Annotated in this window: 12 protein-coding genes; 3 read left to right on the top strand and 9 right to left on the bottom strand. The window is 33.8% G+C overall.

Annotated features, from left to right (window positions below; genetic code table 11):
• Positions 1 to 300 precede the first annotated feature (300 nt).
• The 3 genes from BKP37_RS05415 to gpr form a co-directional block, all read right to left on the bottom strand.
• Complete coding sequence (locus BKP37_RS05415) at positions 301 to 654, bottom strand: DUF3679 domain-containing protein (protein WP_071308662.1); 354 nt, start codon at positions 652 to 654, stop codon at positions 301 to 303.
• Between the two features lie 41 nt (positions 655 to 695).
• Entirely contained in the window at positions 696 to 1,865 is a 1,170-nt protein-coding gene (spoIIP, locus tag BKP37_RS05410; RefSeq protein ID WP_071308661.1) for a stage II sporulation protein P, read from the bottom strand.
• Between the two features lie 168 nt (positions 1,866 to 2,033).
• Positions 2,034 to 3,152 (bottom strand): GPR endopeptidase, encoded by a 1,119-nt coding sequence (gene gpr, locus BKP37_RS05405; protein WP_071308764.1) that lies wholly within the window; start codon positions 3,150 to 3,152, stop codon positions 2,034 to 2,036.
• 165 nt (positions 3,153 to 3,317) lie between these two features.
• Between gpr and rpsT the strand changes: the two genes are divergently transcribed.
• Positions 3,318 to 3,584 carry a 30S ribosomal protein S20 gene (rpsT, locus tag BKP37_RS05400; RefSeq protein WP_071308660.1) on the top strand — a complete coding sequence of 89 codons (267 nt, stop codon included), beginning with the start codon at positions 3,318 to 3,320 and terminating at the stop codon, positions 3,582 to 3,584.
• A gap of 173 nt (positions 3,585 to 3,757) precedes the next feature.
• Here the strand turns inward: rpsT and holA are convergent, their stop codons facing one another.
• The 5 genes from holA to BKP37_RS05375 form a co-directional block, all read right to left on the bottom strand.
• On the bottom strand, positions 3,758 to 4,780 hold the full coding sequence (gene holA / locus BKP37_RS05395) for a DNA polymerase III subunit delta (protein WP_071308659.1): 1,023 nt from the start codon (positions 4,778 to 4,780) through the stop codon (positions 3,758 to 3,760).
• A 319-nt stretch (positions 4,781 to 5,099) separates the two neighbouring features.
• Entirely contained in the window at positions 5,100 to 7,406 is a 2,307-nt protein-coding gene (locus BKP37_RS05390) for a DNA internalization-related competence protein ComEC/Rec2 (RefSeq protein WP_084034560.1), read from the bottom strand.
• Between the two features lie 17 nt (positions 7,407 to 7,423).
• Positions 7,424 to 7,993 carry a ComE operon protein 2 gene (locus tag BKP37_RS05385; protein WP_071308658.1) on the bottom strand — a complete coding sequence of 190 codons (570 nt, stop codon included), beginning with the start codon at positions 7,991 to 7,993 and terminating at the stop codon, positions 7,424 to 7,426.
• A gap of 304 nt (positions 7,994 to 8,297) precedes the next feature.
• Complete coding sequence (locus BKP37_RS05380) at positions 8,298 to 9,584, bottom strand: homocysteine synthase (RefSeq protein ID WP_071308657.1); 1,287 nt, start codon at positions 9,582 to 9,584, stop codon at positions 8,298 to 8,300.
• A gap of 222 nt (positions 9,585 to 9,806) precedes the next feature.
• Positions 9,807 to 10,271, bottom strand: coding sequence for a helix-hairpin-helix domain-containing protein (locus BKP37_RS05375; protein ID WP_169823083.1), 465 nt, complete (start codon positions 10,269 to 10,271; stop codon positions 9,807 to 9,809).
• 191 nt (positions 10,272 to 10,462) lie between these two features.
• Between BKP37_RS05375 and BKP37_RS05370 the strand changes: the two genes are divergently transcribed.
• The gene (locus BKP37_RS05370) at positions 10,463 to 10,720 is read left to right on the top strand and encodes a DUF2533 family protein (RefSeq protein WP_071308655.1); all 258 of its coding nucleotides are present in this window, start codon (positions 10,463 to 10,465) and stop codon (positions 10,718 to 10,720) included.
• A 206-nt stretch (positions 10,721 to 10,926) separates the two neighbouring features.
• Positions 10,927 to 11,745 (top strand): late competence protein ComER, encoded by an 819-nt coding sequence (comER, locus tag BKP37_RS05365; protein ID WP_071308654.1) that lies wholly within the window; start codon positions 10,927 to 10,929, stop codon positions 11,743 to 11,745.
• A gap of 159 nt (positions 11,746 to 11,904) precedes the next feature.
• On the opposite strand, the gene BKP37_RS05360 is transcribed toward comER, so the two are convergent.
• Positions 11,905 to 12,645 carry a class I SAM-dependent DNA methyltransferase gene (locus tag BKP37_RS05360; protein WP_071308653.1) on the bottom strand — a complete coding sequence of 247 codons (741 nt, stop codon included), beginning with the start codon at positions 12,643 to 12,645 and terminating at the stop codon, positions 11,905 to 11,907.
• Between the last annotated feature and the right edge of the window lie 2 nt (positions 12,646 to 12,647).

The following is a 12,647-nucleotide window of genomic DNA, read 5'->3' as shown; positions in this document are numbered from 1 at the left end:
GTTAATCACTCCCAAATAGAAAAGCGCAAGGCTTCTGTTTCTCGCCTTAAGTCACTGAAGTTCTTGCTTTTATTTCAAAACCGTTTTAAAAATTATTTCATCAGTTTCATTACATACTGATATACACTAGGATAAATTATATCAATAGCAGCATTTTGTTTCAATCAAATTTATTATTGTGTAATATTTTGAGGATTTAGATACTTCTTCTAGATAAACATTTTGACATATATATTATTCAATTTAAGCTACTTCAAAAACATGAAAAAGCTGAAAAAGACTGCTACTTGAGCAGTCCTACTAATTTAAAACATTCGCTATTGCAGCAGTTAGCTGCGACAAAATGCTTGAAAAAAGCTTATTAAGAATGTCTGATAACATTACACCCATTTGAGAAAAAAGATTGAACGTCTGTATTTGTTCTAATTTTTCTTGTTTACTTTCTAAATCATGGCTAGTTACCTTTTCCGTTGTTAGGTCGGTATAAACAGTAGGAGTTTCGTTAATATCACTCTTTTTTATAAAATTCGAAGTTGAGTATTTACTGTCACCTGTCATTTGTACCATATTGTTACTAGCAATTTGAATTCCTACTAGTACTCCACCAAAAAGGACAGTCGTAATAAAAAAGCATTTCAACAAAAATTTCGTCACTGTTTACACCACCTTATATTAAATATTTGGTTTAGTTTATCCTATTTATTTACTTTTTCAGCATCCCAGTAAAATTCGCTAAATACTTTCGCAAAAGCTTCTGCAGATCGATAACCCTCTTCAAGTGTATTATCCACGCCACCAACTTCAACTAAAATGGAATTTGGTGATAAATCTTGATTATATCTACCATTAGCTCCCGAAGCAGGTTTTAAAATAACCCCTCTACTTAAACCAGGATACCTTTTATCTAATAATTCATGTAGTTCGGTTGCTAACTTCAGATTTTTTTCATAATTCTTATTATTTTCTCCTACAATAAATAGAGTTCTTGCATATTCCACTCCGTTAATAGTAACTGTTGTAATATCCCTTGGTTGTGCATCACGATGCACATCAAAGAAAAATTCTAAATCATTATTATTACTAATTGCTTCTTTCACAATCTCTCTCGATGCGTCATAGGATTGACCATATACCCATCCACGATTACTAAGTATTGCTCCTATATCACTCTTATCAACCTCAACACCGATTCCTCTTTTTTCTAATTCTCGCCCTAACCTTTCCCCGACTAACGTAATATTAACCGTTGAGTGAAATGCTTGATTTGGTACATTTGTGTCTTTTAATTCCGGCAAAAATGACTCTCTACTATGTGAATGGATGATATGGACAACTTTTTTTCCACCTGTAGTTACATTTGATGGGGATTCTTCATCTAACTTGTCCATTTTTTCAATATTTTCTTGTGAAACTTCTCGTTCTGCCATCATCACTTCCATTGGTGGTGCTGATTCAATTGGCATATTCGTATAATCCGTATGTTCACCTGCTACAATAATTTTACCATCGAACAAGGCAAATCCCGGTAACTCTCTTCCCAATAAACTCCTGGGGTCATCAGGATTTAGGCTAGTAGCTAATTCAAAAGCTAAGCTAGAAAAGTTTGGTGGTTGACTGTCTTCCGGTAATGCTTGAGTAAAATATGGATTTTCAGTTCCCATCATATGCACTAATGCTTCACTAGAAACATAGGAGCTCCATGCATGAACTGTTGAAGATGATAATCCATATCCTGGTTCAAACGCAGTAAGCATCCCTGTTACAATAAATAATGCCATTATACCAACAATGACTAATACAGTTATTCGCTTCAGACTTGTCCTATTTACCTTAAACGTAAATCCTCTAAAATTTCTAGAAGACATTATCTCACCCTTTCATAGCCTGTCTACATTATTGATATGCCATGTATTGAAAGGGTAGAACAAATAATTTAAGGATCTTCACGTTTTCTTTTCTAATTCTTTTAACCAATCATTAGTTATATCATAATGTTAAAAAATAAATATAACTCTCACCATTTAAAATTGATCTTAATGTGTATACATTCCGACGTTGTCTTGATCTACTTCACCATGAAGTGCTGCATTTAATCCTGCAGCTAAAACATTCGCCATATCTTCAATAAATACATCTACTTCCTTAGGAGTAACCATCAAATTATGCCCAATTGGCGAAAGGACCTCTTTAATTAGCTGACGTTTTTCTTCTTCTTCAAGGCCACCAATCATACCAAGAATATTTTTTCGCGTCTGTAACTCGGGCATATCCTCATCAGTCAGCACTCTTTTTTCCCCAAAAGTCATCCCTGCTGGTGTTAAAGAACGAGAGGGTTTATTCCCTTCGCGCATTTCTCTTCCGAAATGTTTTAAAACAAAATCAATCGTATCACTTGTTATAGATACTGCATCAACAACTGTTGGAATTCCTACAGCTATAACGGGTATTCCTAACGTTTCTTTACTTAGTTCTTTTCGCTTATTTCCTACTCCAGAACCAGGATGAATCCCCGAATCTGAAACTTGGATAGTCGCGTTTACTCGTTCAATTGAACGAGCCGCTAAAGCGTCAATAGCAATAACGAAGTCTGGTTTTGTTTTTTCAATGACACCATGGATAATGTCACTTGTTTCAATGCCTGTAATCCCCATCACCCCTGGAGTAATGGCACTTACAGGTCGAAAGCCCTCGGATATTTGCTCTGGTTGTAATTCAAAGATATGTTTTGTAATTAATAAATTTTCAACAGCAATCGGTCCCAATGCATCTGGAGTAACATTCCAATTTCCCAACCCTACAACTAAACAACTTGCATCTTCTTTAATACCTAAATGTTTTAAAAACAAATTAAATTCTTTAGCAAATACTCGTTCAACGGTTTCTTGTAATTCTGTATCTTTATTTCTTATCCCTTGCATCTCAAACGTTAAGTAGCTACCAGCCTTTTTCCCTAGCCTTTTCGCTCCTTCTTCTGTTATTTCAACAGTTGATATATGTACCCCTTCTTCATCTCTTTCTTTTATAATCACACCATTAATTGTCTGTCTTTGGTTCTGCTCTTTTTTCGCTTCCATTTCCTGAACTAATTCATGAGCTTCAAGAGCTAAATCTGTTCGAATATTATATTTTTCTAAATTTATATCGCCACTCATCATAACACCTTCTTTATACGTTTTTGTATTCAAATTATTCCCAGCAGTGTATCTTGCTATTCTCCTTTTCATTTCCTATTGCATTTACTCCAGAGTTTTGTTACAATGCAATGTGTTGTACTTATATATTCGCAATTACACGGTTGCATCAAGGAGGTGAAAGGAATGCCAAATATTAAATCAGCTATCAAACGCGTAAAAACAAGCGAAAAGCGTCGTGCGCAAAATGCTTCAGTTAAATCTGCACTTCGTACAGCTATCAAAACTTTCGAAACAAAAGTAGAAAGTAAAGAAGTTGAAGGAGCTAAAGAAGCGTTCTTGGTTGCAACCAAAAAGCTTGATAAAGCTGCAACAAAAGGTTTAATTCATAAAAATGCGGCATCTCGTCAAAAATCTCGCCTAGCGAAGAAATTAAACGAGATTACAGCATAATAATCATTCCTATTGTATAAAAAGAAAAAAGGGCTACTGGTGCCAAACTCCTTCCAAAGAGGAGTCTGACACCAGTAAGCCCTTTTGTTCATTATAGGCTAAATTATTTTCGTGATTTTTGACGGTAAACTTAGTAATAGCATTGCACTAAACAACGTTAAGAACTTAGCCCTTTAAACTCCAGAAACAGCTTGAATAATGAATAACTCTAATGCAAGCTGCTTTTCAATTTTCCCTGTTTTGATTTTATAATCCGTTTCAGCTAATTCATCAATAAATTTTAATAATTGCTTTTCTGAAAACAATTTGCCTTGTTGGTTAGCCAATTTTACTACATAAGGGTGTAACTTAAGTGTCCCAGCAATATTTTGTTGAGAGTACCCTCTTTTAGAAAGCTCTTTAACTTGATAAAGAATCCGAAATTGTCTTGCTAGTAAAGATAATATTTTTATCGGTTCTTCTTTTTGTTTTATTAATTCATAAAATACTTGCAGTGCTTCTTGCTTCCTACGGTGAACAACATGATCTACAAGAGTGAACACATCTTGTTCGACAGTTTTTGAAACCAATTGTTGAACGGTTGTTTCATCAATTGTTCCGCCCCTCCCCACGAATAGAGATAACTTTTCAATTTCCCTGGCAATCATAACTAAGCGGTTTCCTAATAATTGCGTTAATAGTTCTTTAGCAGGTACACTTATAGCTACTTCATATTTTTTCACTCTATTCTCCAACCATTTATCCATTTCTTGCTCATTAAACGGAAGAGCAGCAACTACCTCTGCTTCCTTCTTTAAAAGCTTAACAATTTTTTTTCGTTCATCTAATTTTTCATAAGGGGCGACTACCACAAAAATCGTTTCAGGAACAGGATTTAAAATATAGGATTCAAAAGCTTTTAAATCATGCTCTACTTTTGTTTGATCTTTTCCCGTTAAAAATTGAGGATCTTTTACAATGACCACACGATAAGAACCCATAAATGGAATAGTTAATGCTTCTTCAATAGCCAATGAGATAGGCGTTTCCTTTAGTTCATATGTAGATAAATTAAAGTCATATTCATCCTCTGTTAACACTTTATTAATAATACTATGGATTATTTCTTCAATTAAAAATACTTCTGTTCCGTATAATAAATAAATAGGTGAAAAGTTTCCTGATTTAATTTTTTTTTGTACTTGTAAAAAACTCATTAATTTTATAACCTCTCTTTTTTAAAAGTGACTGTAGTTTTGTTTTCCATTCCTACTAATCACTTTACGAAAACTTGTTATTTATGATTAATTTTAACAATAGAAATATTGTAAACACAAGTGAAAAAGAGAGATTACCCGAAATGGTAATCCCTCCATTTATGATAAACGCCAACTTGAGGAGCCTAGGATATCCTCTAATTGACGATAATCAATATTTTATTAAGCTTTATATTAGTTATAATATCCTATGCATGTGTAGTATATTGGTGACAACTCTTTACAACAATGTCAGAAAAAATCTTTTGTTTTTTTAGTACTATTTTGTGACCCTTGTATCAAAGAAACCTTCCTCACCCTTGAAACGGTAACGGATTGCACCAAGTTGATCCGTTCTTAAAATCTTCACATTTCTCTCTTCTAAACGATTAATTACTTCCTGGTTTGGATGCCCGTACCGATTATTCCGCCCAACTGAAATAAGAGCATATTTAGGATTAGTAACCTCCAATAACGCATCTGTTGTTGAGGTTTTACTACCATGGTGTCCAACTTTCAATATATCTACATTTATTTCGGGGAATTCAGCTAGCATTCTTCTTTCACCCTCCGCTTCTAAATCCCCCGTAAACAACCAATTCTTTCCACCAATTCGTGTGAATAAAACAATTGATCTGTCGTTGATGTTTGTAGTTACACCATTAGCAGACAAGATAAAAAATTCATAAATTCCCCTTTTCCAATAATCACCTTTTTTCACAATCGTAATGTTTGTTCCAATTTCATCGAAACCTTGTAGTAATTTTTTTTCGAATTCAGTTTCTGGCCGAGTACTATACAGGAGATTTCGGACAGGAACTTCACCCATTAAAGCTTCTGCTCCACCAATATGATCAAAATGTCCGTGAGACAATATTAATTTATCTATTTTTCTTACCCCTTTTGCTTTTAAAAACGGGACAAGTACATCTTGACCAACATCAAATATTTTTTCACGTTGTTGCCATTCTGGTCTAAATCTGAGTTCAACATTCCCTCCAGTATCAATGATATAAACAGCCTTTCTCCTAGGAAGTTCAATGTAAATGCTATCCCCTTGCCCAACGTCAATCATTGTTATTTCTCCTTCATTTGAAAGATAGGGTAGATGCCAATGAAAAAGCAAAACCATAATAAAAATACTACAACTTTTTAGTAGATGATTAAGAGATTTCATTTTTTCAACAGTACACAAGTTAAACCCAATAGTGACGTAATAGATAACAACTACATAAAGTGGAGGCTTGCCAAGTGTAATCGTAGCATAAGGAACATTCATCAAGTACATTAAGGCTTTGTGAGCATTTGTTACTAAATAATGATAAAACGCAATAATGAACTCACTAATAGAACCGAACAACAGGTGAGAAAAAAAACTGATAAAAGAAAACGGTAAGGCGAAAAAGGTAATGAATGGAATATAAATAAGGTTTAAAGGGATACTCCAAAGTGATATTTCATAAAAATGATATACAATAATAGGGAATGAAACTAATTGAGCGAGACTGGTTACAACTAAAAGTTGAATTATTCGATTAGAATACATTGGGAAAATAGTATTGGCAGAGATAATTAAAGAATATGAGGTAAGGAAAGAAAGTTGAAAACCAAGATGAAGAAGAAGATAAGGATTTATTATTAATAAACCTATACAAATAAAGCTTATTCCATCTAAAGGACATATTTTTATATTTCCCTTAATAGAAAGTAGTACGATCATAGACATAGCAGTTGCCCTAATTACTGAAGGAGCAGCACCAGAAATAACCAAATATATAGGCAACAGTATCATTAGCAAATCGATTGTTCGTTCCTTTGTAAAACCAACCCGAATCAAGAGAAAATAAAGACTCACACTGATTAGCCCAACATGCAAACCTGAAACAGCTAACAAGTGGATAACTCCTAATGATTGATATGAACGTAAAAGTTCATGTTCTATTTCTCCCCTTTCACCAAAGATAAGGGCAACCATAAGTCCTTTACTTCCATCAGGAAAATGTTCCATTATATAATTTATTCCATTCTGGCGATATCTTTGAAGCAAACGATATGGCGACAGACGACCTTCCACACAATTTACAGCAGAAAGTGAGAAAGGAGTGTATATGAAATGTATATTTTTTTGTTTTAAATATTCTTTATAATTAAAACTATAATAATTTCTAGCCTCTTGAGGTTGATAATATTCCCCTTCAAAGAAGCAAGTCATACCGACTAATAAATATTCTTCAAGCTCTCTTTTCTCTTTATTAGTTTTTGCAAAGTAGTTAATTTGAACTTTATGATTAGAAGCTGTAAATTCAAATGAGACTTTGTTACCATCGTACTTTGGTATAGAAGCAATACTACCATTTATAATTTTGGTAGTTGGGATTGAGGGGGACGGTTGAAAATAAAAGGGGTTTAAATAAAAAAATGTAAATACTAAAATACATAAAAGTAAAAACCGATAGTTATCCCTGTTCTTATGAAGCAAATAAAGGAGGGCTAACATAAAAAAAAGTGAAACACTATGAAAGCCCTGAATTCTAATAAGTATACTTGAAATAGCTGAGATAACTAATATATAAACCTTACCAAACAACAATACACCTCCTACTATTAATTTGTGGGTGTATAAAGATTATTTGCATCATCTTTTAATTTTTGGATTTCTTTTTGGCTCACACCAGCCTGTTCTAATTTAGCGAGCAACTGAGCAGTAAACGCAATTTTTTCAGAAGTTTTTGTATCTAAGATCATTTCTTCTAACTCAACATTTTCTACATGTACACCCGCGTTTTCAAATAATTCGATGGCATAAGGATGATTTTTATAATCTTTTGCGTAATATACTGTTTTTATCCCACTTTGAATAATTGCTTTTGTACAATTTAAACATGGAAAATGAGTAACATATATTTCTGCACCCGCTGTTGGAACACCAAATTTCGCACACTGTAATAACGCATTTATTTCTGCATGTATCGTTCGTATACAATGGTTATTCTCTACATAGCAACCGTCATCAATACAATGCACGCCACCTGAAATAGATCCATTATAGCCACCAGCTATAATTCGCTTATCACGAACGATTGTTGCTCCTACCATTAAACGAGTACATGTACTTCTTAAAGCTAATAAATGACTCTGCGCCATAAAATATTGATCCCAAGATATACGTGCCATTAAAAAGCCTCCTAAATTCTATACATTTTTCTTAAGTTTAGACAAATTATGACACTTACGTCAATGGCTTTTTTTTATTATCATTTCAATTATAAAACTAAACTTCAAGCAGGTAGGAGTACATTGATTTCCACTGCTTGAAGTTTTTTCTTTAACACAATAAAGCTGAAGTACAATCAGTGGGGTGGTTCCTTCATCCCCTACTGATTGTTAGTACAACTTATCGGACCTTTAGGGGCAGTTAATCCCCCACCTAAGCTTATCGATTTTCTTAAGTTTCGAGGTGGGGGAAACTTTATTCAAATTACCTCTGACTAGCTTCTAGCGCCTGTTGAATATCGTTAATAATATCATTAACATTTTCAATACCAATAGAAAATCGAATAAGTTCAGGTGTCACTCCCGCAGAAAGCTGTTCCTCACTTGTTAATTGTTGGTGAGTTGTACTTGCAGGGTGAATAACAAGTGATTTTGCATCACCTACGTTAGCAACGTGGGAGAATAATTTCAATGCATTAATAAATTTTTTCCCCTCTTCAATTCCACCTTTTATACCAAATGTCAAAATCGCCCCTGTACCATTAGGCAAATATAATTTACCCAGTTGATAGCTAGGGTGACTTTCAAGTCCTGGATAGCTTACCCACTCTACTAATGAATTGTCCTCTAAAAAGTTAGCTACTTTTAATGCATTCTCACAATGTCGTTCCATACGTAAATGTAATGTTTCTAACCCTTGTAGTAACAAAAATGAGTTTAAAGGTGCAATAGCAGGTCCAATGTCACGGAGCAACTGTACACGCGCTTTAATAATATAAGCTAAATTCCCAACAGCCTCAGTATATACAATTCCATGGTAGCTAGGATCCGGCTCTGAAAGTCCTGGAAACTTTCCGTTACCCCAGTCAAAATTGCCACCATCTACAATAATTCCACCAATTGACGTCCCATGCCCCCCAATGAACTTCGTGGCTGAATGAACAACGATATCTGCTCCGTGCTCAATAGGTCGACATAAAGCCGGTGTAGAAAACGTTGCATCTACCATTAGAGGAATGCCGTTCTCATGAGCAATAGATGATACTGATCTTAAATCTAATATATCCCCTTTAGGATTCCCAATAATTTCACCATATAGAAGTTTTGTTTTTTCATTAATTGCCGTTCGATAATTTTCCGGATTCGTACCATCTACAAAATGGACTTTAATCCCCATTTTCCTTAAAGTATGGGCAAATAAATTATATGTACCTCCATATAATGAACTTGATGCGACAATTTCATCACCACTCTCGCAAATATTTAATACTGCTAATGTAATGGCAGATTGTCCACTGGATGTAGCTAGAGCAGCAATCCCACCTTCAAGTTCAGCGACTCTTTTTTCAAATACATCTTGAGTAGGATTCATAATTCTTGTATAAATATTGCCTGGTTCAGATAAGGAGAAAAGGTTTGCAGCGTGGTCAGTATCTCTAAATACATAAGATGTTGTTTGATAAATAGGTACTGCTCTTGACATCGTATTACTATCTGGTTCTTGTCCACCATGAACAGCTATCGTCTCTAGACTCCAATTTCTCTCACTCATTTTTTATTTCCTCCTAAAAATTTAATAAACTTCGTCTCTATGTTTTATGTTGTACAAAGTTTTACCAACAAAACATTTAAGTGATTATACTGTTATTAATAAACAATTGTCAATAAAATTCAGATTAATTTAACAATTTCAAAAAAATATATCGTTTGAGTTTATTAAACGGTAGCAACTCTCCATAAAGTACGCATTATATTTATATGTCAAATCATGTACTTATTTCACCTCAATAAAATCGATCATTTTCTCCAACGACTTTTGACCAATACCTGAAACATTTATTAACTCATCAACAGTATTAAACTTACCAAATTCTTCTCGATAAGAAATAATTGCTGACGCTTTAGAAGGGCCAATACCAGGAATAGCTTGGAGTTCTTCACTCGTTGCGTAATTAAGATTTATCTTTCCATTCGTACTATTAGTAGTATCCAATGTTGAAACCAAACTCAATTCTCCTTCCTCACCAATAAACGGAACATAAATGACCATTTCATCTACTAATAGTTGTGCAAGGTTTATCAAATTCACATTCGCTTCGCTATGGAAGCCTTCTGCTTTTTCAATAACATTAATAACCCTGTCACCTGGATACATCTCATAGACATTCGGTTGATTAACCGCTCCTTTGACATCCACTATAATTGTTCTGATCTCTTCTTCTTGTTTTTCAACCTCCATTTCAAACCCCTGATACTCAATAAAATTCTCAAAACTACCCTCACTAACTCTACTGTTGTCAAAATTTCTAATAAAGCTTACACTAAAAAACAAGGCTATAGAAAAAACTATTAGCAGAAATGCACTATTACGCCTTAATTTAATCATTAATAAATAACCCCCTAAGACTATTTTTTAAAGGAGAGAAAGACATGAGTGTACACCTTCAAATTAAAAAACAAATGAACAATTTTATTAATGCAGAAAAAAATTATCGGAAACTCGATCAGATACGTGAGGAAAAAATTGAAGAAATAATCAAAATAGCTAAGAATAAAAAAGATTTTTCTTTAGTAGAAGTAAATAAGGTTACAGAGGAGATAAATAAATTTAGTAAATCACATGGATATCCATTAAGAAAACTTGTAACAAAAGAAATGGTAGAAGAGTTTATCTCAAGAAAAGTCTAGCTTCGCTAGAACATCGGAAATTCAGATGGAGTCTCAACTCCACCTGAATGGTAGTGCCCACCTACGCTACGCCTAGAGGTGGGGGCTATGATCCTTAAGTACAAATCAGTTTGATTATTAAATCCTTTCAAATCACTTCCGTGTCATAAACCTCCCCCATCATTCATACACTTAAGGGTAAGAAGTTGGAAGGAGGGGAGGAACATATGAAAATCGGTATTATTGGAACGGGAAGTATGGGAAGCATCTTAATTGAAGCGTTTATTGAAGCAAATGCCATTACTCCATCTCAGCTAATCATAACGAATCGAACACCTAAGAAAGCTTTATTTTTCAAAGAAAACTTTCCTGAAATAAAAGTGGTCGAAACCGCTAATGAAGTGGCTGCTAAAGCTAATTTAATCTTTCTATGTGTAAAGCCTTTGCAATTTCATCCCCTGTTAAAGGATTTACGTTCAATATTAACAGATGATAAAATTGTCATATCAATTACTAGTCCGATTTCTATAGAGCAATTACAATCCATTGTTCCTTGTAAAGTTGCTCGTGTTATTCCCAGTATAACTAATCGAGCTCTAACAGGGACTTCACTCGTAAGTTACGGAACTACTTGTACAACTATTGATAAAGAAAAGATAAATAATTTAATGAAACATATCTCTACACCAGTAACCATTGATGAAAATATTACTCGTGTTGCTTCAGATATAGCTAGTTGTGGACCCGCTTTTTTTAGTTTCTTAGTCCAATCCTTTATTGATGCTGCTGTGAGACAAACCGAGATTACTGAAGAAGAAGCTACACAGTTGGCCAGTGAGATGGTAATTGGATTGGGGAAGCTTCTAGAAAAGAGGATTTTTACATTACCGACTTTACAAGAGCGCGTATCTGTACCAGGTGGGGTTACGGGAGAAGGAATAAAAGTTCTAAGAGAAGAAGTTGGAGATATGTTTGATCTGTTATTTCAGCAAACACATGCAAAATATTTTGAGGATTTAGAGAAAGTTAAAAACGATTTTGAATAATTCCTATTTCTAATAAAATATACGTTTCCATAGTATTATAAAAAAAATACCTACATTTGAAAAGAGGCTACCTCCAAAAACATTCAGGAGAAGCCTCTTTTCAATATAGGTGTCGTTTTGTTCTCATAGAACCTTTATACTTAGTTGGCTTTATTTCGACTACTTTTTAGCAACAAAAAACCAACGATGATCATTATCATTTAAAGTTTCGAAAGAAAAATCACCGGATATCATCATAACCTTAAATCCTATTTTTTCAAGCGCATCTTGGTAAAATGAAACTGGATAAGTCCTTTGTTTATGTATTTCATCGAAACGTTCATATAACCCTTGTTTATTTTCTACAAAGAAAGATAAATCGTGTTCAATACTATAACTTTCTTCACTTTCAAAACATTCCCATATGTAAGAAATTTGCTCCCCATTATACGCGAAAGTATTACCTTTAAAAACAGATTCTATTTTATAAATCGAATGAACGTCAAATATGAAAATCCCTTGATCATTAAGATGATTATAAACACCTTCGAAAGTTTTCTCTACTTCTTTCTCATTATTTAAATAATTAATTGAGTCACACAATGAAATAATTGTATCAAAGGAACCTAATCCTTCTAATTCCCTCATATCTTGTTGAAAAAACTTTATACTAGTATTAGCCATTTCACTCTTTTCTTTTGCAACTATAAGCATCTCTTCTGAAAGGTCAACGGCTGTTATCTCATAACCTTTTTGACTTAATGGAATTGATATATTACCGGTTCCACAACCAACATCCAAAATCTTTCCTTGTTTCACATTACACTCTTCCATAACTTTCATAACGAAAGACACCCACTTATCGTAAGGGGCATCAGACATTAATTCATCGTATAAATAAGCAAACTTTTCATAGCTCATCA

Origin of the sequence: Anaerobacillus alkalilacustris (genome assembly GCF_001866005.1) — a bacterium.
GTDB lineage: Bacteria > Bacillota > Bacilli > Bacillales > Anaerobacillaceae > Anaerobacillus > Anaerobacillus alkalilacustris.
Note: the sequence above shows the minus strand (reverse complement) of the source record. Positions and strands in the feature narration are given on the sequence as shown.